Origin of the sequence: Bradyrhizobium sp. CCBAU 45321 (assembly GCF_028128975.1) — a bacterium.
GTDB classification, from domain to species: Bacteria; Pseudomonadota; Alphaproteobacteria; order Rhizobiales; family Xanthobacteraceae; genus Bradyrhizobium; species Bradyrhizobium yuanmingense.
This window is the reverse complement of sequence record NZ_LFKZ01000124.1, coordinates 177,068-198,709: the sequence shown is the minus strand read 5'-3', so window position 1 is coordinate 198,709 and position 21,642 is coordinate 177,068. Positions and strand designations below refer to the sequence as shown.

The 21,642-nt window shown below is 65.0% G+C and carries 23 protein-coding genes and 1 tRNA gene; 13 read left to right on the top strand and 11 right to left on the bottom strand.

The window, feature by feature from the left end; translation table 11 throughout:
- Positions 1 to 157: 157 nt before the first annotated feature.
- The 4 genes from ACM43_RS21175 to ACM43_RS21160 all read right to left on the bottom strand — a co-directional run bounded on the left by ACM43_RS21175 (position 158) and on the right by ACM43_RS21160 (position 3,817).
- Positions 158 to 739, bottom strand: a complete 582-nt coding sequence (locus ACM43_RS21175; RefSeq protein ID WP_271542616.1) for an NUDIX domain-containing protein — start codon at positions 737 to 739, stop codon at positions 158 to 160.
- Positions 740 to 922: 183 nt separating this feature from the next.
- Complete coding sequence (locus ACM43_RS21170) at positions 923 to 1,369, bottom strand: GNAT family acetyltransferase (RefSeq protein WP_271542614.1); 447 nt, start codon at positions 1,367 to 1,369, stop codon at positions 923 to 925.
- Positions 1,366 to 2,793, bottom strand: a complete 1,428-nt coding sequence (locus ACM43_RS21165) for an FAD-binding oxidoreductase (protein WP_271542613.1) — start codon at positions 2,791 to 2,793, stop codon at positions 1,366 to 1,368. Before ACM43_RS21165 ends, ACM43_RS21170 begins: the two co-directional genes overlap by 4 nt.
- Before the next feature lie 16 nt (positions 2,794 to 2,809).
- Positions 2,810 to 3,817 carry an L-threonylcarbamoyladenylate synthase gene (locus tag ACM43_RS21160; protein WP_271542611.1) on the bottom strand — a complete coding sequence of 336 codons (1,008 nt, stop codon included), beginning with the start codon at positions 3,815 to 3,817 and terminating at the stop codon, positions 2,810 to 2,812.
- Between the two features lie 50 nt (positions 3,818 to 3,867).
- Here ACM43_RS21160 and ACM43_RS21155 point away from each other — a divergent pair.
- Positions 3,868 to 3,944: transfer RNA gene (locus ACM43_RS21155), tRNA-Pro, on the top strand.
- Positions 3,945 to 4,219: 275 nt separating this feature from the next.
- Here the strand turns inward: ACM43_RS21155 and ACM43_RS21150 are convergent.
- The 3 genes from ACM43_RS21150 to ACM43_RS21140 are packed head-to-tail and all read right to left on the bottom strand — an operon-like array spanning position 4,220 to position 6,953.
- Positions 4,220 to 5,350 carry a DSD1 family PLP-dependent enzyme gene (locus ACM43_RS21150; RefSeq protein ID WP_271542609.1) on the bottom strand — a complete coding sequence of 377 codons (1,131 nt, stop codon included), beginning with the start codon at positions 5,348 to 5,350 and terminating at the stop codon, positions 4,220 to 4,222.
- 2 nt (positions 5,351 to 5,352) lie between these two features.
- Positions 5,353 to 6,312 carry a tripartite tricarboxylate transporter substrate-binding protein gene (locus ACM43_RS21145; protein WP_271542607.1) on the bottom strand — a complete coding sequence of 320 codons (960 nt, stop codon included), beginning with the start codon at positions 6,310 to 6,312 and terminating at the stop codon, positions 5,353 to 5,355.
- Between the two features lie 11 nt (positions 6,313 to 6,323).
- The gene (locus ACM43_RS21140) at positions 6,324 to 6,953 is read right to left on the bottom strand and encodes an HAD-IA family hydrolase (RefSeq protein WP_271542605.1); all 630 of its coding nucleotides are present in this window, start codon (positions 6,951 to 6,953) and stop codon (positions 6,324 to 6,326) included.
- A gap of 71 nt (positions 6,954 to 7,024) precedes the next feature.
- On the opposite strand from ACM43_RS21140, the gene ACM43_RS21135 reads away from it, so the two are divergent.
- Positions 7,025 to 7,936, top strand: coding sequence for a LysR family transcriptional regulator (locus ACM43_RS21135; protein ID WP_271542604.1), 912 nt, complete (start codon positions 7,025 to 7,027; stop codon positions 7,934 to 7,936).
- A gap of 140 nt (positions 7,937 to 8,076) precedes the next feature.
- On the opposite strand, the gene ACM43_RS21130 is transcribed toward ACM43_RS21135, so the two are convergent.
- The 3 genes from ACM43_RS21130 to ACM43_RS21120 all read right to left on the bottom strand — a co-directional run bounded on the left by ACM43_RS21130 (position 8,077) and on the right by ACM43_RS21120 (position 9,316).
- Entirely contained in the window at positions 8,077 to 8,376 is a 300-nt protein-coding gene (locus tag ACM43_RS21130) for a hypothetical protein (RefSeq protein ID WP_271542602.1), read from the bottom strand.
- Positions 8,377 to 8,532: 156 nt separating this feature from the next.
- Positions 8,533 to 8,859: a hypothetical protein gene (locus ACM43_RS21125; protein WP_157286989.1), complete on the bottom strand. Its 327-nt coding sequence runs from the start codon at positions 8,857 to 8,859 to the stop codon at positions 8,533 to 8,535.
- 103 nt (positions 8,860 to 8,962) lie between these two features.
- On the bottom strand, positions 8,963 to 9,316 hold the full coding sequence (locus ACM43_RS21120) for a hypothetical protein (RefSeq protein WP_271542600.1): 354 nt from the start codon (positions 9,314 to 9,316) through the stop codon (positions 8,963 to 8,965).
- A gap of 127 nt (positions 9,317 to 9,443) precedes the next feature.
- Between ACM43_RS21120 and ACM43_RS21115 the strand changes: the two genes are divergently transcribed.
- The 5 genes from ACM43_RS21115 (at position 9,444) to ACM43_RS21095 (ending at position 13,246) form a co-directional block, all read left to right on the top strand.
- The gene (locus tag ACM43_RS21115; RefSeq protein ID WP_271542598.1) at positions 9,444 to 10,403 is read left to right on the top strand and encodes an N-carbamoyl-D-amino-acid hydrolase; all 960 of its coding nucleotides are present in this window, start codon (positions 9,444 to 9,446) and stop codon (positions 10,401 to 10,403) included.
- 77 nt (positions 10,404 to 10,480) lie between these two features.
- Positions 10,481 to 11,101 carry a TetR/AcrR family transcriptional regulator gene (locus tag ACM43_RS21110; RefSeq protein WP_404546287.1) on the top strand — a complete coding sequence of 207 codons (621 nt, stop codon included), beginning with the start codon at positions 10,481 to 10,483 and terminating at the stop codon, positions 11,099 to 11,101.
- 82 nt (positions 11,102 to 11,183) lie between these two features.
- A complete protein-coding gene (locus ACM43_RS21105; RefSeq protein WP_271542594.1) occupies positions 11,184 to 12,377 on the top strand; it encodes an MFS transporter in 1,194 nt (397 codons plus the stop codon).
- 122 nt (positions 12,378 to 12,499) lie between these two features.
- A complete protein-coding gene (locus tag ACM43_RS21100; protein ID WP_157286987.1) occupies positions 12,500 to 12,919 on the top strand; it encodes a DUF4118 domain-containing protein in 420 nt (139 codons plus the stop codon).
- Positions 12,920 to 13,048: 129 nt separating this feature from the next.
- Positions 13,049 to 13,246, top strand: coding sequence for a hypothetical protein (locus tag ACM43_RS21095; protein WP_157286986.1), 198 nt, complete (start codon positions 13,049 to 13,051; stop codon positions 13,244 to 13,246).
- A gap of 235 nt (positions 13,247 to 13,481) precedes the next feature.
- Here the strand turns inward: ACM43_RS21095 and ACM43_RS21090 are convergent, their stop codons facing one another.
- Complete coding sequence (locus ACM43_RS21090; RefSeq protein WP_036038207.1) at positions 13,482 to 14,459, bottom strand: LysR family transcriptional regulator; 978 nt, start codon at positions 14,457 to 14,459, stop codon at positions 13,482 to 13,484.
- Between the two features lie 118 nt (positions 14,460 to 14,577).
- On the opposite strand from ACM43_RS21090, the gene ACM43_RS21085 reads away from it, so the two are divergent.
- From ACM43_RS21085 to ACM43_RS21060, 6 genes are read left to right on the top strand one after another with little or no spacing between them, the layout of a single operon-like run.
- Complete coding sequence (locus ACM43_RS21085; RefSeq protein WP_271542590.1) at positions 14,578 to 15,615, top strand: class 1 fructose-bisphosphatase; 1,038 nt, start codon at positions 14,578 to 14,580, stop codon at positions 15,613 to 15,615.
- Positions 15,616 to 15,626: 11 nt separating this feature from the next.
- A complete protein-coding gene (locus tag ACM43_RS21080; protein ID WP_036003856.1) occupies positions 15,627 to 16,502 on the top strand; it encodes a phosphoribulokinase in 876 nt (291 codons plus the stop codon).
- A gap of 16 nt (positions 16,503 to 16,518) precedes the next feature.
- Positions 16,519 to 18,537 carry a transketolase gene (tkt, locus tag ACM43_RS21075; RefSeq protein ID WP_271542588.1) on the top strand — a complete coding sequence of 673 codons (2,019 nt, stop codon included), beginning with the start codon at positions 16,519 to 16,521 and terminating at the stop codon, positions 18,535 to 18,537.
- 12 nt (positions 18,538 to 18,549) lie between these two features.
- Positions 18,550 to 19,635: a class II fructose-bisphosphate aldolase gene (gene fba, locus ACM43_RS21070; protein WP_271542586.1), complete on the top strand. Its 1,086-nt coding sequence runs from the start codon at positions 18,550 to 18,552 to the stop codon at positions 19,633 to 19,635.
- A gap of 38 nt (positions 19,636 to 19,673) precedes the next feature.
- Positions 19,674 to 21,134, top strand: a complete 1,461-nt coding sequence (locus tag ACM43_RS21065; RefSeq protein ID WP_271542584.1) for a form I ribulose bisphosphate carboxylase large subunit — start codon at positions 19,674 to 19,676, stop codon at positions 21,132 to 21,134.
- An 11-nt stretch (positions 21,135 to 21,145) separates the two neighbouring features.
- Positions 21,146 to 21,553 carry a ribulose bisphosphate carboxylase small subunit gene (locus tag ACM43_RS21060; RefSeq protein ID WP_271542582.1) on the top strand — a complete coding sequence of 136 codons (408 nt, stop codon included), beginning with the start codon at positions 21,146 to 21,148 and terminating at the stop codon, positions 21,551 to 21,553.
- The last annotated feature ends 89 nt before the right edge of the window (positions 21,554 to 21,642 follow it).

Below are 21,642 nucleotides of genomic sequence, written 5' to 3'. Positions count from 1 at the left end.
GGAGGGGGAGGGTCGATCGCGCGTAGCGCGAGCGGGGTGGGGAGATCTCTCCACTCGGGCACTGTTGGAGGTGGAGAGACCGTCACCCCACCCCGGCTCACATTTCGCTGCGCTCAATGTGAGCCGACCTTCCCCCTCCAGGGGAGGGTAAGCACACCTACCTGAACACATGCAGCGCCACATACTGCAGCAGCATGATCGCCTTGGCGTCGATGATGCGGCCGTCGGCGATCATCGCGAGGGCCTCGTCGATGGACAACTCCAGCACCTCGATGTCCTCGCCCTCGTGTTCGAGGCCGCCCCCATCGCTCACCCGCATCTCGGGCTCGTATTCGGCGACGAAGAAATGCAGCTTCTCGGTGATGGCGCCGGGGCTCATGAAGGCCTCGAACACCTTGTGGACGTGGTGCAGGCGATAGCCGGTCTCTTCCTCTGCCTCGGCCCGGATGCGCTCCTCGGGCTCGGCGTTGTCGAGCACACCGGCGGCCGCCTCGATCAAGAGGTCGTCGTAACCGCGGATGAAGGCCGGCAGGCGGAACTGGCGCACCAGGATCACGGTCCGTCGCGCAAGATTATACGGCAGCACGGCGGCGGCATTGTCGCGCTCATAGGTCTCGCGGTGCTGGGTCTGCCACTCGCCGTTGGCGCGCCGGTACTCGAACGTTGTGGTCTTCAGCGTGGTCCAGCCGTCCGAGAGCACGTGGACGTCCTTGATGCGGACGCGGTCGGAAATGGTCATGAGGTCTCTCTCTTCTTCACCTCTCCCCGCTTGCGGGGAGAGGTCGGATCGCCCTTGCGATCCGGGTGAGGGGGTACAGATCCGTCGACGGTCCCACGTGCGGAGAGAGGCCCCTCACCCCAACCCTCTCCCCGTAAGAACGGGGCGAGGGGGCGCAGTTGCGTTCGCGGCCGCATCCCGAACTCAATTGCTTGGCGTTGTCGCGCGGCCGTCGAGCCACTTCTGGAACATCACGGATGTCGACAGTTCGAAACCCAGCGAGCCATAGAACGCGTTGGCCTGCGCGTTCTCGCGCCGGACCAGAAGCTGCAGCTTCGAAATCCCGGCGCTTCGCAGCCAGTCCTCGGCCGCCGCCATGATAATGCGGCCATGGCCACGCTTCTGACAGCTGGGATCGACGGCGACGTAATAGACCCAGCCGCGATGGCCGTCATGGCCGACCATCACGGTGGCGACGATCGCGCCATTGTCGCGGCCGAGCAGCACGGTGGAATTGTCGCGCCGCCGCGCCAGTGCGATGTCGGCATGCGGATCGTTCCAGGGCCGCGTCAGGCCGCAGCGCTGCCACAGCGCGACCACGGCCTCGACATCGGGGTCGGTGATCGCATCGATCGCAAGGGAAGAGCTCACAGCACCTTCCCCGGATTCATGATGCCGAGCGGATCGAGCATGGCCTTGATGGAACGCATCAGCTCGATCGCGGTCTTGTCCTTCACTTGCGGAAGCTCGTCGCGCTTGAGCACGCCGATGCCGTGCTCGGCGGAGATCGAGCCGCCCATGCGCAGCACGATCTCGAAAACCACCGCGTTCACATCATGCCAGCGCGCCAGAAAGTCGGCGGTGTCGGCGCCGATTGGCTGGCTGACGTTGTAGTGCAGATTGCCGTCGCCGAGATGGCCGAACGGCACCGGCCGCGCGCCGGGGATCAGGTTCACCACGGCCGCATCGGCTTCCGCGATGAATTCGGGCACGGCCGCAACCGGGACGGAGATGTCGTGCTTGATCGAGCCGCCTTCCGGCTTCTGCGCCGCCGACATCTCGTCGCGCAGCTTCCAGAACGCGCCGCGCTGGGCGAGGCTCGCCGCGATCACGGCGTCGTCGACGATCTCCTCCTCCATGGCACGGCCGAGGATCATCTCCAGCGGCGTGCGGGCATCCTCGCTCGGCGATGACAATTCCATCAGCACGTACCAGGGATGCTTCTCTGCGAGCGGATCGCGCACGTCGATGCCGTGGCGGACCGAGAAATCCACCGCCAGCTCCGACAGCAGCTCGAAGCTCGTCAGCGCGTTGGCGGCTTCGCCTTGCGCGATGGTGAGCAGCTTCAGCGCCGCCGCCGGCGATTTCAGCCCGACGAAGGCGGTTTCGATCGCCCGTGGCTTCGGAAACAGTTTCAGCGTCGCCGCGGTGATGATGCCGAGCGTGCCTTCGGCGCCGATGAAGAGGTTGTGCAGATTGTAACCGGTGTTGTCCTTCTTCAGCTTCGACAGCGAATTGAGCACGCGCCCGTCGGCGAGCACCACTTCCAGGCCCAGCGCCATCTCGCGCGCGACGCCATAGGCGAGCGCCGCGGTGCCGCCGGCATTGGTCGAGAGATTGCCGCCGATGGTGCAACTGCCTTCGGCCCCTAACGACAGCGGAAACAGCCGGTCGACCTCGGAGGCCTTGGCTTGCGCGATCTGCAGCACCACGCCGGCCTCACACGTCATGGTGTTGGAGGCGGTATCAACTTCGCGGATCTTGTCGAGCCGGCGCAGCGACACCACCACCTCGCCATTGTGCGGCGTCTGGCCGCCGACGAGCCCGGTGTTGCCGCCCTGCGGCACCAGCGCGATGTTGTGCGCGGAGGCGAGCTTGCAGATCGCGGAAACCTCCGCCGTCGAGCCCGGGCGCAGCACCAGCGGTGAGCGGCCGTGGAACAGATTGCGCTCCTCGGTGACGTAAGGCTCGATATCAGTCGGGTCGGTGATGGCGTGGCGGTCGCCGACGATCTTGCGGAATTGCTCGATCAATTCGGGCGCAAGCGGCGGGGTGGCAGGCTTGTTGATGTTCATGTCCTCGTCTCTTGCTTCAACGCGCCACCGCGGCGCGGCGCAGCCGGTCGTTGATCGCCTCGCCCAGACCATCTTCGGGAATCGGCATCACCGCAATCGCCCGCGGCGCTTTCGCGTCGAGGCTGCGAAGATAGCCGAACAGATTGGCGGCGGCTTCATCGAGATCGGCGGTGGGCGACAAATTCATGACGGCCGAGGCGGCGTCAAGCCCGGGCAGGCGCTCCGGGCCGAACGCCAGCAGCGCATCGCCCGGCGCGACCTCGCGTGCGTTGAGCCGCACAAGGGCGCGCGGCGCGTAATGCGAGGCCAGCATGCCCGGGGCCAGCGGCTGGCTGTCGTCGCTGTCAGCCTCCACCGGCGGCCGCGCCAGCTTCGCGCCCAGCACAGCCTCGATCCGCTCGCGCGATAGCCCGCCGGGACGAAGCAGCATCGGCGCGTCGAAGCAGCCGATGATCGTCGATTCCACGCCGACCATAACAGGTCCGGCGTCGATGATCAGGTCGATCCGCCCGGCAAGGTCGCTCTCGACATGGGCGGCCAGCGTCGGCGAGACGTGGCCGGAGATGTTGGCCGAGGGCGCCACCACGGCGCCGCCGAAGGCGCGCAGGATCGCCTGCGCGACGGGATGGGCGGGGATGCGGATCGCCACCGTGTCGAGGCCGGCCGTGGCGAGATCCGCCACCGGGCAGTCCTCGGTCTTGGGCACCACCAGCGTCAGCGGCCCCGGCCAGAACGCCTCCGCGAGCGCCAGCGCGCGCGCATCGAACCGCCCGATCCGCCGCGCGGCTTTGAGGTCCGCGACATGCGCGATCAGCGGATTGAACGCCGGCCGGCCCTTGGCGGCGTAGAGATGGGCGATCGCGACCGCATTGGCAGCATCCGCCCCGAGCCCATAAACCGTCTCGGTCGGGAATGCGACCAGCCCGCCGGCCGCAAGTCGCCGGGCGGCGGCTTCCGCGCCGGCCTCGCCGGCCGGCAATATCAGCGTTTCGACACCCGTTTTCACAGGGATAAAATTCCTCATCTCGGCCGCTTGCAGTGCGTCAAGCCCGACGCTATAAGCCGCCTTCTTGTCGGAGTGTGGCTCAGCCCGGTAGAGCACTGCGTTCGGGACGCAGGGGTCGCAGGTTCGAATCCTGCCACTCCGACCATTCTTCCAAGTACTTATAGTTTCTATGTTTTTCCTGCGCAATGAAATGCGCAATGATTTCAGGCACGGCAGCCATGCCTGTCGCTCCCAAGGCTTATGCCAAGGGCGTCGAGGAGCAGATAAGGCGAACGCCTGCCGCCTCTTCATCCGGATGGTGAAGGCCGTCGTTGGCTTCCAACTTCTCTACGCTCATTCCAAGCCTGCGCGCGGCCTCCCTATCGACACCCGCTTGGGGCCAGGTCGCTGCCACTGCGTGAGGATTCTAGGCAGGCAATGTCACCAGCCATTAAACCTCTGCCATCTTTCAATGCCGTTGTCCGTGGCGGCATAATATTCGGAGAATTGAGCTCCGGTCGCACAGGCGTGATTCGGGAGTATTCGAAGTCGTGTGCCAATCGGAAAGCAATTTTCAAGAGAGATGACAGAACCGTCTCTTACGGCAAGGATTCCGTGTTCCTGATTTGCTGCGATCATCACCAAGTCTTCCTTGAGGGGGCGCCCCCCTAAATCGCATGCGATCCCGTATCCGTAATCATGGCGCTGACGAGCAGTGCCGCGGTCTCGGCTCATCGCCATCCATCCGGCATCGACGATAATCCAGCCTTTCTCCGACTGATGGCCGACCACGGTCGTCAGCACGGAAAGGGCAATATCGTCGAACGCGCAGACGCCGACATTCGTCATGAATAGATCGAAGAACACGTACACGCCGCAGCGCACTTCCGTAACGCCGTCCAAGGCGCGGGCGGACAGCGCTGTCGGGGTCGATCCGACGCTCACGACCGGGCACCGAAGGCCGGCAGCGCGAAGCCGTTCGGCCGCGCGAACGCTCAAGGCACGCTCCTGCTCCGCCAAGCGCTCCAGGGCCCCGGGCTCGTCGAGCTCATAGGAGTTTCCGGCATGAGTCAGCACGCCGCGAAGTGTGGCGCCGCCGGTGTGAAGAATGCGACCGATCTCGATGAGACGCTCATCCTCGGGGCCTACACCCGATCGGTGCCCGTCAGTGTCGACCTCGAGCAGGACGTGGAAAGGATCGCTATGGGACTGCGCCTCGACGACGGCCTGCGCAGCCTCGACCGAGTCGACCAGAATCTTGAGGCGGCAGCCCCGATCACGCAGTCGCTGAGCCCGGCCGAGCCGGTGCGGCGCGATGCAGACGGCGTAGAGGATGTCGTCGTAGCCCGCAGCAAAAAACTCCTCGGCTTCGCGCAGGGTCGAGACGGTGATGCCGTTCGAGCCCGCGGCGCGCTGCCTGTCCGCAACAGCGAAGCATTTGGTCGTCTTGACGTGGGGACGGAAACTGACGCCCAAGGCGCTCATCCGGTCCTGCATGCGGGCGATATTACGCTGCATGCGCACGACGTCGACGATGGCAGCGGGCGTTTCGATGTCGGAGAAAGATGTCATGCTTAGTCCAGATATTCGCCCTTGGCGCGCAGCACTGGCACGTCGTGCTCCAGCCCTTCGGCGATCAGCGCGCTGACGGCGCCGGGCTCGAGATCCGCTCCCCGTGGCAGTTCGACACCAACCGCCGTCATTTGCCGCACGACATCCGGGTCGGCAAGTGCTGCGCGCAAGGCGTCGTTTAGTTTCTGACGCACCGGAACGGGCGTTCCCCTCCGCACGAAGATCGCGTTCCAGGAGCGGAGTTTCACGCCCGGAAAGCCGGCCGCTGCCGCAGTGGATATTTGAGGCGCCTGCGGCAGGGGTTGATCACTCAGCGCCGCGATTGCCTTGATCGTTCCGCCGAGCACTTGAGGTAGCGCCGTGGTGGTCTGGTCACACATGAAGTCGACGTGACCACCCATGAGGTCGTTCATCGCTGGGGCAACGCCGCGATAGGGAACATGGGTGATGTTCAGTTTCAGGTTTGACAGCAGCAGAACGCAGGCATAGTGCGAAATCGATCCGACGCCAGCGCTGCCATAGGTGAGTTTATCGCGGTTGGCACGGGCATAGGTGACGAACTCATGTAGATTGGATGCCGGCAGGTCCGACTTCGCGACAAGAAGTGTGGAAGCCATCCCTGCGAGCCCCACAGGCTCGAAGTCGGCGGTTGGGTCGTAAGGAAGGCGCTTGTAGAACGCGACATTGGCGACATGTGTGCCGATGGTGCCAAACCCGAGCGAATATCCATCCGCAGGCGCCTTTAGCAATTTGGTTAGGCCGATGGTGCCGCTGGCGCCGCCAACATTTTCCACGATGATCGATTGCTTCAAGTGGGCGGCCATGGCTTGAGCCACCGCCCGGCCAAGTGCATCGCTCGGGCCACCGGCGGGAAACGGAACGATCAGCGTCAATTGCCTCTCGGGAAACTCCTGAGCCGTTGCCGCAGAGATGTTCAATCCGACTGCGAAGATGGCGGCCAACGTGCGAGATATCATGAAAAGTCCTCCAGCCACGGAACGAGGTCGTCGAGGTTCGGAGATTCTTTCTCGGCTGCCGGCGCGCCCTCCGGACGAGCCAAGCCCACGCGATTGTGCCAGTAGGTGCGCAGCCCGACGGCTGAGGTGCCGATGAGGTCGTAGCCGGAGCCTGCGACAAACGCTGCGTCCGCGGCCGACACGCCCAGCATGTCCAACGCAAGACGATAGGGGCGGGTGTCGGGCTTATAGAAGCCGGCCTCTTCCGCGGTGATCACGACATCCCATTGTGTGCGGAGGCGGGCGGCGGCCATTCGTCCAAGGCGCGTCGAGCAATTGGTCACGACTGCCAGGCGCGCGCGTCCTGCCAACTGGTCTAGCGCAGCCTGCGCCCCGCTCCAGACCGGGAGGGACATCCAATTTGCTTCGAGGGCGTCTGCCGTCGACGGCGCGAGACCGGTTGCGCGCGCAGCCTGGCGGACCAGACTCTCATACGGAACATACCTCCCGCAACCATACGTCAGGCGGAGATACTCGGCCCTCCAGGCTCGGCCCGATGTTTCGGATCCGGCGGCGGCATTCCAGACGCTCCAAGAATCGAGGAGCGCCGTGAGAAGATCGAAAAGAACGGCGCGGGGCATGGTCATTGTCAAACTTCTATCACTTTCGTGATCAGTTGTATTTAAGTATGATTGTCTCTTCCATTCAGGAAAATTGAATGATTGCGCTTGAGGATTTTCGGTTCGTGGTCGCCCTGAGCCGAACCGGCTCGCTAAGCGGGGCAGCGAGGGCGCTCGATGTCACGCCGCCGGCGCTTTCCATGCGATTGAAAAAACTGGAGGCCGTTCTCGGGATCAATCTTGTCGTCCGCAACTCCCGAGGGCTGCGCTTCACGCCGGAAGGCGAACAACTCGTTCATGAAGCCCAGTCTCTGTTGGCGCGCATCGATGATCTCGGGAACAGTCTCAGCGGCGGCGTATTTGCCGGCCCCCTAAGGGTTGTCGCGCCGTTCGGCTTTGGCAGGATTCATGTCGCGCCCGTCATGGCGGCATTCATTCGCGACTACCCACAGGTGCGTGCAACGCTGGATCTTTCCGAAACGCCGTGGAACAGCAATGTCGAAGCTGACGTCGTCATCCATATTGGGACAGTCCGGGATTCCTCGTGGATCGCTCATCTTCTTGCCCGCAACGCGCGCTGGGTGTGCGCCAGTCCCGACTATCTTCGACGACGCGGAACGCCGTCACATCCTCGCGACCTGGCGCAGCATGCATGTCTCTCCGTTCGCGAAAACGAAGAGGACGTGACGCTGTGGCGCTACAAGAGCAGCCACGCATCATCCAGGCGATCAGAAGCGCTTCGAATAACTCCGGCACTCACGAGCAACAATGGTGAGGTCGTTCGCGAGTGGGCTATTGCAGGGTTGGGCATCGCACTCAGGTCCGAATGGGACGTGGCGCCATCCGTTAAGAGGGGCGAGCTGCGTCGGCTGTTTCGTGAATATGAATTCGAAGGCGCCGATATTCTGGCTTTGGTACCAACGCGTCGCGGGGTCTCAGCTCGTGTTTCGCATTTTGTTGAAAGCCTCAAAGCCCGCTTTCAACCGAGGCCGCCTTGGCGAAGTATTTGACGTGCATGCCACTCGGCAGCGGGACAACCGGCAATGTCCGCTATGGGCGTGGCAGGGCGGGTCATGGCCCAGAGCCGAACCGGGCAGGACAGCGGCGCGGCCGTGCGACCGCGCCGCTGTGACGCTGTTATGTGGAGGCCCTAGTCCTCGTAGGGTGCGTAGGCTGACGTGCCCCAGCGAGGCCCTTCATAGCCGTAACCAGGACCCCAATATCCGTAGGTGTTGGTGGGGTGCCAACTGCTGCCGATGCGCTGGCATTGGCCGACGCCGGCCATCAACTGGCCGCCGCTCATGGCGGGCCCAGCGGCGCCGACTGCTTCTCCAGCTGGTGGGGTGCACGGGCCGGGACCGCGTCCCGCAGCGAGGCTGGGGCTTGCAGTTGCGAGCGGCAAAATCGCGGCCAGAGTTGCGGCGACGCTCACGAGTTTCGTACGTGTCATGGTTGTCTCCATGTTCGGGTTCAACGGGAGATCAATCCCTCCTGCTTCGAGACGTTCCGCGCGGAACGGTCGCGATTTCGCGAGCAAGAAGGTTTCCTCCGGTTTCACGGAACGCCGCGATTTCCATTCACGTGAGCGCGTCATCGCGAGCCCGCATCATCTGCGAGCCACCAGCACACCGACCAGAAAGGCCACGAGCAGCGACGGCAGCGGGGCGTCGCGCACCATGCCGCGGACGATGTCTTGCCAGTGCTGCTCCGGGACCAGTTTCGGCGATCGCACCCTAGGCGCGGGATCGATGCTCCATTGTGATGCGAGTTCGGCGATCTCGCTTTGCGCGAGGCGCACGCCGTCGCGGACGCGAAAGATCGCCGCATCGGACCGCTCGCGCGGCGCGAGCAGCATCAAGGTTTCGACGGCGGTGCGCAGCGTCATCTCGCCGTAGCCTTGCAGCCTTACCTGCTCCTCGGGGTCGGACGTCATGCGAAATCCCTCGCAGCGCCAATTCTTCATGACGCGAAGTGCTTTGCATGGAAATGGCCGCCGCCGAGCTTGGTTCCCTGCGCGGCGCGAATCGGCGGGCCGACTATTTCCGCAGCAGCTCGCTCAAGGCCGCCGTCGCTTCGGCGCAGCGGATGTCGTCGATCTCCCGCGACAGGCTGAGCGCGCTCGATCTCAGCTCCTCGAGCTTCCAGCTGTCCGGATGCTGGTTTTCGAGCTGACCGAGACGCTTGTTCAGATCGTCCAGTCTCGATTGAAGCTGCCCGATGCTGGCGGCCCCATTCACTTTCCAAACGCGTTGTGCACGCATCGTCGTTCCCCTGATAGTCTCACGGCCTTGTGAGAGCGGTTCATGGCCGGAATGGGAGTTTGTTTTGTCCGGCTTCAGACGGTGGGGAACCGTTGCAGATCGGCAACGAAGTTCTTGTTTGGTGCTCACCCAGCGCCGCACGATGATACCCGCAGGGACGGAATTTGATTGTGCCCTCAGTAGGGGGCGCCGAGGCGGCCTGTGCGCGCGATGATAGGCTCGGGCCGGACGCACTCGAAAAAGATGAGGATGACGCGTGACGAGAATTGTGACCATTGCAGCCGGCCAGCTCGGACCGATCGCGAGGAGCGAGACCAGGACCGCGGTGGTGGCGCGGCTGATGGCGTTGATGCGCGAGGCGCGGGCCTGCGGCTGCGACCTGATCGTCTATCCCGAGCTGGCCCTGACCACGTTCTTTCCGCGCTGGTACTTCGAGGATCAGGCCGAGATCGACAGCTTCTTCGAGCGCGAGATGCCGGGTCCCGAGACGCAGGCGCTGTTCGATCTCGCCCGCGAGCTCGGCATCGGCTTCTGCCTCGGCTATGCCGAGCTGACGCTCGAGGCCGGGATTGTCAGGCGCTACAACACGTCCATCCTCGTCGACAAGAGTGGCGCGATCGTCCTGAAATATCGCAAGGTGCATCTGCCCGGCCATGCAGAGCACGAACCGTGGCGCGAATTCCAGCATCTGGAGAAGCGCTATTTCGAGCCCGGCAGCGGCTTCGGCGTGGTCGATGCCTTCGGCGGGGTGATGGGCATGGCGATCTGCAACGACCGCCGCTGGAGCGAGACCTATCGCGTGATGGGCCTGCAGGGCGTCGAGATGGTGCTGATCGGCTACAACACGCCCGTGCACAATCCGCCCGCGCCGGAGCATGACGATCTCTCGCTGTTCCACAATCATCTGGTGATGCAGGCCGGCGCCTATCAGAATGGCACATTCGTGGTCGGGGTCGCCAAGGCCGGTGTGGAGGAGGGCGTCGACCACATCGGCGGCAGCTGCATCATCGCGCCCTCGGGCGAGATCATTGCGGCCTGCACGACAAAGGGCGACGAGATCGCGCTGGCGCGCTGCGATCTCGATCTCTGCAGTTGCTACAAGCGCACCACCTTCAATTTCGACGTGCACCGCCAGCCGCGCGCCTACGGCGTGATCGTCGAGCGGAAGGGCGTGACGATCATGGCGGATGGGACGCCGGTGCCGCGCAGGGGGTGACGCTCTCTCCTTCGTCATTGATTCCCTTCACGACCACGTGTGTTTATTTGGAAACGTTCATTCCCTATTATCCCGCAATGCAAAAGACCGCCCGCCGCTCCCGGCCTGCCGCCCGTCTGCCCGGCCGTCCCCGGGAATTCGACATGGACACCGCGCTCGACCGCGCCGTGCGTGTGTTTCGCGAGCGCGGCTATCATGCCACCTCGATCGGGGACCTCACTGCGGCGATGCGGCTCGCGACGGGAAGCATCTACAAGGCGTTTCGCGACAAGCATGCGGTGTTTCTCGCCGCCTTCGAGCGCTACACGGCCCTGCGCCAACAGCAGACCCGCAGCGCGGCGGCGCGTGGTGCAAACGGTCGCGAGCAAATCCGCAACGTGCTGCTGTCCTATGTCGAGCACTCCCGGGGAATCGAGGGGCGGCGCGGCTGCCTCGTGGTCGGCAGCGCGGTCGAACTGTCCGCGCTCGATCCGGTCGTGGGTGCCCGCGTCAGCACACAGCTCGCGAGCAACGAGAGCTTCATCGCCGGCCTCATCCGCGCCGGACAGGCCGATGGCTCGATCCCCCGCCATGTCCTAGCCGACGACACCGCGCGGCTGATGCTCTGCATCACGCAGGGAATGCGCGTCGTCGGCAAGGCGCGTCTGCCGCTCGACGCAGGGCGTCTCGTCGGCGCCGCAATGAAGCTGCTCGCCTGAATTTTTTGTCAGAATAGGGAATGACCATTCCCTATACCCTACCTAATGGCCATTCCCTGCGCCTTACCTGGAGTCCATGCGAATGACGATGAATGCCACGATCGAGACCGCACCCGGGCCGGATGCGGTATCGCAGCGTCTTACCTTCGTGCTTGCCGCGGCCTGCGGCATGGTCGCCGCCAACATCTATTATGCGCAGCCGCTGATCGCCCCGATCAGCGCCGCGCTCGGCCTGTCGCATGCAGCTAGCGGGCTGATCGTGACGATGACGCAGATCGGCTACGGCACCGGGCTGCTGCTGATCGTGCCGCTCGGCGATCTCGTCGAGAACCGCGCGCTGATCTGCTCGGTGATCATGCTCGGCGCCGCGGCGCTGCTCGCCGCGGCGTTCGCAACCCATGCGCTGCCGTTCCTGCTCGCCGCACTGTTCATCGGCCTCGGCTCGGTCGCGGTGCAGATCATCATCCCCTATGCGGCGCATCTGGCGCCTGAAGCCATCCGCGGCCGCGTCGTCGGCAACGTCTCGACCGGCCTGATGCTCGGCATCATGCTGGCGCGTCCGGTGTCGAGCTTCGTCACCGCCTTGCTGTCGTGGCACGCAGTGTTCTTCGCCTCCGCTGCGCTGATGATCGTGCTCGCAGCCGTGCTCCGGATGACGCTGCCGAAGCGCAAGCCGGTCACGCGGATGCATTACGGCCAATTGCTGCTGTCGATGCCGGATCTGGTGCGGGCCACGCCGCTGCTGCGGCGCCGCGCGCTCTACCAGGCGAGCCTGTTCGGCGCCTTCACCCTGTTCTGGACGGTGGCGCCGCTCCAGCTCGCCGGCGAGTTCGGCTTCTCCCAGCGCGGCATCGCGCTGTTCGCGCTGGCCGGCGTCGCCGGCGTGTTCGCAGCACCGATCGCCGGGCGCCTCGCGGACCGCGGCCATAGCCGGATCGCGACGCTGGTCGCGATGCTGCTCACGGCCGTCGGCTTCCTCGTGACCTCCATCGGCGCTCCCGGCTCGATGCTGAACCTCGCCTGTCTGGTGGTGGCCGCGATTGCAATCGATGTCGGCGTCCAGGGCAATGTGGTGCTGGGCTTCCGTGCCATCTTCGCGCTCGGGCACGAGCACCGCAGTCGCCTCAATGGTCTCTACATGGCGACGTTCTTCGCCGCCGGCGCGGTCGGCTCGGCGGTCGGAGCCTGGGCGTTCGCACAGGGCGGCTGGACGCTCGCATCGGCCATTGGCCTTGCTTTGCCTGTCGCGGGGTTGCTCTACGCGCTGACCGAGTAGCGGCCGCCGCCGGAACGGTGCGGCCGACCTCGCGATGACGCAATTTCCATCTCGCGGACTGGTTGCGGTTGTAGTACTTTCGTCGCAACGCACCTGGTTAACGGGCGGCAGGGGGGATGCTGATGAAACGTGCGGGGCTGTTTGGCGCACGGCGGGTACGGCCATGGTCGTGGCGGGCGTTTCTGCTCGGACTAGCCGTCGTCGCGGTGTCGGCCGTGGTTCAGGGCATCTGCGTCCTGCTCGGCGCAAAGTTCTATTTCGCAGCGTTCCTGCCCGGCCTGTTTGTGCTTGCGCTGATGGCGGGTGCACCGGCGGCGGCATTCGCCGCGCTGCTCACCGTGCCGCTGGTGTGGTGGGCGTTCATCCCGCCCTTCTTCGAGCTCAATGCGCTGACCAGCGCGCATGCCGATTCCATCAACCTGTTCTGTCTTCTTGCCGTCCTCCTGATCGGCCTTGCCGATCTCTGCCGCGCGACGATGACGATCGTCAGAAGCGGCGGGCTGAAGCCTTCGGGCGAGAGCGCGGCAACGAATCCGCAATAAATCGAGCCGCGCGCGTTGCGCCCGAGCAACAGTCCGGCAACCATCCGCGAACTTGCCGCGCGCCGCTAACTTTTCGAAAAAGATTTGGCCGCAGTTTCTCCCGCGGGAATGACGAGGGAGTTTTCGGACATGAACGGTCACGCCATCCTGGAGAACGTGCGCCGCTACCGCGGCATCGCATCGCTCTATCGCCAGACCGCAGCGTTCCGCCCGGGCCAGAGCTGGTCGCTGCTGGAGCAGGCGAGCGAGTGGGAGGCGCGGGCGCTGTCGGAGCTGGAAGCCTATTTCGCCTCGCGCACGGACCACGCCGCCCCGCTCGCGGCCTGATCGCCGGCCATCGGCGCGCCCCTGAACCGGCTCGCCGAAGGCGCGACCGCCACGGGCAACTACGGAGTTGTCTCCGCATCCTTCTGTGCTAGCAACGGCCGAGACATTCTGCACGTCGGCCGGGGCACGCGATGACCACCTTCAACCGCATCTTCACGACGGAGCGCCTGCTCCAGATCATCGTGGTGCTGGCGGCGACGCTCGCCATGAAGCTGATGAGCTGAGCGAAGCCCGGCTATCGTCCGCCTAGCTCGGGCAAATCAGGCAGATAGTTCGAGCCTTCCGAGCCGAGAAAATCGAACATCGCCTGCGCGGGCGGCAACAGCACCTTGTCGCTGCGGCGGATCACGTACCATTGCCGCACGATCGGCAGGCCCGCGACGTCGAGCACGACGAGCCGGCCCTCGGCGAGCTCATGCGCCACGGTGTGAGCCGAGATGAAGGCGATGCCGAGCCCGGCGATGACCGCCTGCTTGATGGTCTCGTTGCTGCTCATCTCCATGCCGATGATCGGCTCGAGATCCGATTTCTGGAACATGCCCTCCATCAGCGTCCGCGTGCCCGAGCCGGGCTCGCGGGTGAGGAAGGTCTCGTGCACGAGATCGGTCAGGCTGAGGCCGGAATCCTTCTCCAGCCAATGGCCCTTGCGCGCGACGATGATGTGCGGGTTGCGCCCGAGCTGGCGGACGTCGACGGTGACGTCGGCCGGTGGCCGACCCATTACCGCGAAGTCGAGGTCGTAGCCGTGCATGGCCTCGCGGATCTCCTCGCGATTGCCGATGGTGAGCTTGATCTCGATCTTGGGGTAGCGCTTGGAAAACGCCGCGATCGCATGCGGCACGAAATATTTCGCGGTCGAGACCGCGCCCAGATGCACGGTGCCCCCGGTCCGCCCCGCGAGCAGGTCGAGCGCGCCCTGGCAATCGGTGATCGCGGCTTCGACCCGTTCGGCCAGCGCCAGCACCTCCCTGCCGGCTTCCGTCAGGAGCATGCCGTCGCCGGTTCGCTGCACCAGAGGCAGGCCGGCCAGGTCCTGCAGCTGCCGCAGCTGCTGGGTCACGGCCGGCTGGGTCAGCCCGAGATGGCTCGACGCCGCCGTCACGCTGCCTTTGGCCGAGAGCGCCGCGAGCGAGCGCAGTTGCCGGATCGTCAGATGCCGGAGCTGGGCCGCTGCATGGCCGGCGCCATTATAAGAAAATTCTTTGAGGCTCATTATGATTAGAAATTTTCCTTATTAAGCGGCCCCTGTCAATCTCCTGATGCCGGCACTGACTGCGACCTGCCTCCACCGGGAGGGAATGGATGCGGCACCGGCAAAGGGATGGACGCAGATGACCGGGCAACTCAGGCTGGACGACCACCTTCAACGGTATTCCGAGACCGCGCCGTATGCGCTGGCCGTGGCAGCCGCGGTCGATGCTATCGCGGCCGGGGCGATCGAGATTGCCGATCTCATCGCCAGCGGCGATCTCGCCGACGCCTCGGGCCTGACCACCGGGCGCAACAGCGACGGCGATCTCCAACGCGACCTCGACGTCCAGGCGGACGCGATCCTGCGCCGCTGCCTCGGCCGGCTGCCGATCGCGGCGCTGGCGTCGGAAGAGATGCGCGAGGCCCAGATCGTCGATCGTCAGGGGCGAATCTGCATCGCGATCGATCCGCTCGATGGCTCCTCCAACATCGACATCAACATGACCGTCGGCACGATCTTCTCGATCTTGCCGGCCCCCGATGATCTCTCACTCGCCTTTCAGCAGCGCGGCTCGGCGCAGCTCGCGGCGGGCTTCGTCACCTACGGTCCGCAGACCTCGCTGGTGCTGACGCTCGGCGACGGCGTCGACATCTTCACGCTCGATCGCAAGGCGGGCTGCTTCCGCTTCGCGCGCAGCGGCGTGCAGATCGCCGAAGCCTGCGAGGAGTTCGCGATCAACGCCTCGAACCGCCGGCATTGGGATCCGCCGGTGCGCGCCTTCATCGACGAATGCCTCGCCGGCGTCGACGGGCCCGCCAACCACGATTTCAACATGCGCTGGATCGGGTCGCTGGTCGCGGAGGCTTATCGCATCCTCACCCGTGGCGGCGTGTTTCTCTACCCTTCCGATGCGCGGCCCGGCTACGGCGACGGCCGTCTGCGCCTGACCTACGAGGCGCACCCGATGGCGATGATCATCGAGCAGGCCGGCGGCTCGGCCTCGACCGGGCGCGAGCGCATCCTCGATCTGTCGGCGCAAAACCTGCACCAGCGCGTGCCGCTGATCATGGGCTCGAGCAACGAGGTGCGGCGCGCCGAGGAGCTGCACTGCGACCCGCTGCTGGTCGCCAGCGTCTCGGCGCCGCTGTTCGCGCGGCGCGGATTCTTCCGGCTCTGAGCGAGGCGCCGATGTCCAGAAAGCATCCGATCATTTCCATCACCGGTTCCTCCGGCGCCGGCACCACCTCCGTCAAGAAGACCTTCGAGCAGATCTTTTTCCGCGAGAAGGTCAACGCCGTCTACATCGAGGGCGACGCCTTCCACCGCTACGACCGTGCCGAGATGCGTGCGCAGATGGCGAAGGAGGCCGAGCGCGGCAACAAGCATTTCAGCCATTTCAGCCCCGAGACCAATTTGTTCGAGGAGCTGGAGCGCGCCTTCCGCGACTACGGCGAGACCGGCACCGCGGTGACGCGGCACTACGTCCACGACGCCGAGGAATCGGCGCTGCATGGCGCGGCACCAGGCACCTTCACCGACTGGAAGCAGCTGCCGGAGGATTCGGACCTGCTGTTCTACGAGGGCCTGCACGGCGCCGTGGTCACCGATAAGGTGAACGTCGCGCGCTATGCCGACCTCAAGATCGGCGTCGTGCCCGTCATCAATCTCGAATGGATCCAGAAGCTGCACCGCGACCGCAGCGCACGCGGCTATTCGACCGAGGCCGTCACCGACACCATCCTGCGGCGGATGCCCGACTACATCCACTACATCTGTCCGCAATTCACCGAGACCGACATCAACTTCCAGCGCGTCCCGACCGTGGACACCTCCAATCCATTCATCGCGCGCTGGATCCCGACGCCGGACGAATCGATGGTGGTGATCCGCTTCAAGAATCCGCGCGGTATCGACTTCCCCTATCTGCTCTCGATGCTGCCGCAGAGCTGGATGTCGCGCGCCAATTCGATCGTGTGCCCGGGCGCGAAGCTGGACCTGGCCATGCAGCTGATCCTGACGCCGCTGATCATGCAGCTGATCGAGCGCAAGCGCAGCCTGAAGTGAACAGGGAGAGACTCCGATGAACATCTCCGTCCATGCCGAAGCCGACCTCAATGCGGTCACGCACAACGATCTCGCCAATGCCGTCCGCTTCCTCGCGGTCGATGCCATCGAGGCAGCGCAGTCAGGCCATCCCGGGCTGCCCATGGGCATGGCTGATGTCGCGACTGTGCTGTTCTCGCGTTTCCTGAAATTCGACTCCGCGCACCCCAATTGGCCTGACCGCGACCGCTTCGTGCTGTCGGCGGGGCATGGCTCGATGCTGCTCTATGCGCTGTTGCATCTCACCGGCGGCGATATCAGCCTCGACGACATCAAGGCCTTTCGCCAGTGGGGCTCGAAGACGCCGGGTCATCCTGAATATGGCCACACGGCTGGTGTCGAGACCACGACGGGACCGCTGGGCCAGGGCATTGCGACCGCGGTCGGCATGGCGCTCGCCGAGCGGATGGCGAATGCGCGGCATGGCGATGGGCTCGTCGATCACTTCACCTATGTCATCGCGGGCGATGGCTGCCTGATGGAAGGCCTCAGCCAGGAGGCGATCTCGCTGGCCGGTCATCTCGGGCTCGGCCGGCTGATCGTGCTGTTCGACGACAACGGCATCTCCATCGACGGTCCGACCTCGCTGGCGACATCGGACGACCAGCTCGCGCGCTTCGCCGCCTCCGGTTGGTCGGTGCGCCGCGTCGACGGGCATGATCCCGCAGCGGTGGCGCAGGCGATAGCGGAGGAGCGGGAGACCGCAAAGCCGTCGCTGATCGCCTGTCGCACAATCATCGGCTATGGCGCGCCTGATAGACAGGGCACCGAGAAAGTGCATGGCGCGCCGCTCGGCACCGAGCAGACGGCAGCGGCGCGGCGGACGCTGGGTTGGGACTATCAGCCTTTCGTGGTGCCGATCCCGGTGCTCAAGGCGTGGCGGATGATCGGGCAGCGCGGGCAGGTCGACCGCCTCGCCTGGCTCGATCGCTACGAAGGAGCGACGCCGGAGCAGCGCGACCTGTTCGTCGAGGGCAAAGCCGTGACTCTGCCCGCCGCCTATGCGCTGGCCGCGGCGAAATTGCGTGAGCACTTTGCATCCGAGCGGCCGAAGCTGGCGACGCGGCAGGCCTCGCAACAGGTGCTCGAGGGAATCGCGGGAACAATTCCCGGCCTGGTCGGCGGCTCCGCGGACCTCACCCATTCGAACCTGACGCATGCCAAGGCGCAGGCGCCGGTCAAGAGCGGTGCGTTCGCCGGCGACTACATCCATTATGGCATTCGCGAGCACGGTATGGCCGCGGCGATGAACGGCCTCGCGTTGCATGGCGGCTTCATCCCCTATGGCGGCACGTTCTTGGCGTTCTCCGATTACAGCCGGCCGGCGATCCGCCTGGCGGCCTTGATGCGGCTGCGCGTCATCCATGTCATGACCCACGACTCCATCGGGCTCGGCGAGGACGGCCCGACGCATCAGCCGGTCGAGCATCTCGCGGCGTTGCGCGTCCTTCCCAACCTGCTCGTGTTCCGCCCCGCCGATGCGGTGGAGACGCTGGAAGCCTGGGATTGCGCGCTCGCGGCGGAGCATCGCCCCTCAGTGCTATGCCTGTCGCGGCAGGCCCTGCCGACCTTCCGCAGCGATGCGCGCGGCAGAAACCACGTAGCGAACGGAGCCTATCTCGTCATCTCGCCGGATGGTGGCCGCGACGTGACGCTCATCGCAACCGGCTCGGAAGTTTCGATGGCGCTGGAAGCCGCACGCTTGCTCGCGACCGAACACGTTCGCGCCGCAGTGGTCTCGGCGCCGTGTTTCGCACTGTTCGAGGAGCAGCCGGAGGATTACCGCGCCTCGGTGCTCGGCACCGCGCCGCGTGTCGGTGTCGAGGCCGCTGTCGCCGGCGACTGGCATCGCTGGATCGGCACCGACGGTGAGTTCGTCGGCATGCGCGGCTTCGGCGCCTCGGCCCCGGCGTCGGTGCTGTACCGCGAATTCGGCATCACGCCGCAAAGCATTGCGGAAGCGGCCCGCCGGGCGATCGCCCGCAAGAGCCAATAAGGAGGACGCCCCTTGGCCCGTATTACTCTCCGCCAATTGCTCGATCACGCTGCCAGCCACGGCTACGCCGTGCCGGCGTTCAACATCAACAACATGGAGCAGGGCATCGCCATCATGCAGGCGGCGGCTGCGGTCGATGCGCCGGTCATCATCCAGGCCTCGCGCGGCGCGCGCAGCTATGCCGGCGATCTCATGCTTTCGCACATGATCGACGCGCTGGAGCGGACTTATCCGGACATTCCGCTCTGCATGCACCAGGACCACGGCAATGACGAGGCGACCTGCGCGTCCGCCATCGCCCACGGGTTTACCTCGGTCATGATGGACGGCTCGCTCAAGGCCGATGCCAAGACGGCGGCCGACTATGATTACAACGTCGCGATCACGCGCCGCGTCGTCGATCTCGCCCATTGGGTCGGCGCTTCCGTCGAAGGCGAGCTCGGCGTGCTCGGCTCGCTCGAGCACGGCGGCGGCGAACAGGAGGATGGCCACGGCGTCGAGGGCAAGGTCGGCCACGACCAGCTCTTGACCGATCCGGATCAGGCCGTCGACTTCGTTCGCGCGACCAAGGTCGATGCGCTCGCGATCGCGATGGGCACCTCGCACGGTGCCTACAAGTTCAGCCGCAAGCCGGATGGCGATATCCTGGCGATGCGGGTGGTCGAGGAGATCCACGGCCGGCTGCCGAACACGCATCTGGTCATGCATGGCTCCTCCTCGGTGCCGCAGCCGCTGCAGGACATGTTCAACCAGTTCGGTGGCGAGATGCCGCAGACCTGGGGCGTGCCGGTCGAGGAGATCGTTCGCGGCATCCGCAGCGGCGTGCGCAAGGTCAATATCGACACCGATTGCCGGCTGGCGATGACCGCGGTGTTCCGCAAGGTGGCGGCGGAAACGCGCTCCGAATTCGATCCGCGCAAGTTTCTCAAGCCGGCGATGGACGCAATGCGCGAATTGTGCCGCGAGCGGTTCGAGCAGTTCGGTACCGCAGGCCACGCCAGCAAGATCAAGGTCATTCCGATGAGCGAGATGGCGCGGCGCTATCGCGCCGGCGAGCTCGACCCGCGCATCGATGCCCGCGAGCCGGTTGCCGCCTAACCAATCAGAAAGAGCAGAGAAAAGAGCAGGAGAGAGACATGAACGCACATGCAGGCACGGTCCGCGGCAAGGAGCGCTATCGCTCCGGCGTGATGGAATACAAGCGCATGGGCTATTGGGAGCCCGACTACACGCCAAAGGACACCGACGTCATCGCGCTGTTCCGCGTCACGCCGCAAGACGGCGTCGACCCGATCGAGGCCTCAGCCGCTGTGGCAGGCGAATCCTCGACCGCGACCTGGACGGTGGTGTGGACCGATCGCCTGACCGCGGCCGAGAAGTATCGCGCCAAGTGTTATCGCGTCGATCCCGTTCCGGGCTCGCCGGGCTCGTATTTCGCCTACATCGCCTATGATCTCGACCTGTTCGAGCCGGGCTCGATCGCCAACCTCTCGGCCTCGATCATCGGCAACGTGTTCGGCTTCAAGCCGCTGAAGGCGCTGCGGCTCGAGGACATGCGCTTTCCCGTCGCCTATGTGAAGACCTTCCAGGGACCGGCGACCGGCATCGTGGTGGAGCGCGAGCGGCTCGATAAGTTCGGCCGGCCGCTGCTCGGCGCGACCGTGAAGCCGAAGCTCGGTCTGTCCGGCCGCAATTACGGCCGCGTGGTCTATGAGGCGCTGAAGGGCGGGCTCGATTTCACCAAGGACGACGAGAACATCAACTCGCAGCCCTTCATGCATTGGCGCGATCGCTTCCTCTATTGCATGGAGGCGGTGAACCGCGCGCAGGCCGCTTCCGGCGAGGTGAAAGGGACCTACCTCAACGTCACCGCGGCCACCATGGAGGACATGTACGAGCGTGCGGAGTTCGCCAAGGAGCTTGGCTCGGTGATCGTGATGATCGACCTCGTGATCGGCTACACTGCGATCCAGTCGATGGCCAAGTGGGCGCGGCGCAACGACATGATCCTGCATCTGCATCGCGCCGGCCACTCCACCTATACGCGGCAGAAGAGCCATGGCGTGTCGTTCCGCGTCATCGCGAAATGGATGCGGCTTGCCGGTGTCGACCACATCCACGCCGGCACGGTGGTGGGCAAGCTCGAAGGCGATCCCAACACCACGCGCGGCTATTACGACGTCTGCCGCGAGGACTTCAATCCGACCAAGCTCGAGCATGGCCTGTTCTTCGACCAGTCCTGGGCGAGCCTCAACAAGATGATGCCGGTAGCCTCCGGCGGCATCCATGCCGGGCAGATGCACCAGCTGCTCGACCTGTTAGGCGAGGACGTCGTGCTGCAGTTCGGCGGTGGCACCATCGGCCATCCCATGGGCATTGCGGCCGGCGCGACCGCCAACCGCGTGGCGCTGGAAGCGATGATCCTCGCCCGCAACGAGGGCCGCGACTATGTCCACGAGGGCCCGGAGATCCTGGACAAGGCGGCCCAGACCTGCACGCCGCTGAAGGCTGCGCTCGAGGTCTGGAAGGACGTCACCTTCAACTATCAATCCACCGACACGCCGGACTTCGTGCCGACCGCGCTGGAAACCGTCTGAGGAGATTTGAGATGAAGATCACCCAGGGCTGCTTCTCGTACCTGCCGGATCTGACCAACGAGCAGATCACCAGCCAGGTGCAGTATTGCCTCGCCAATGGCTGGGCGGTGAACATCGAGTTCACCGACGATCCGCATCCCCGCAACACTTATTGGGAGATGTGGGGCCTGCCGATGTTCGATCTCCAGGACGCCGCCGGCGTAATGATGGAGCTCGCCGAGTGCCGCAGGGTCTATGGTAACAGCTACATCCGCATCAGCGGCTTCGATGCCAGCCACGGCTGGGAATCGGTGCGGATCTCCTTCCTCGTCAACCGGCCGAAGCAAGAGACGGAGTTCGAGCTGGTGCGGCAGGAGTTCGGCGGCCGTGCGGTCCGCTACACCACGGTTCGAAAGCCGGCGGCGCACGCGCCAGCTTGAGTCATCCGCTTCCGCGCGGAGCTCTCCCTGCTTCGCATCCTTGGCGGACAACTGCTTCGCCGCCTTGCTCGCGGCGAAGCTCTTTTCTT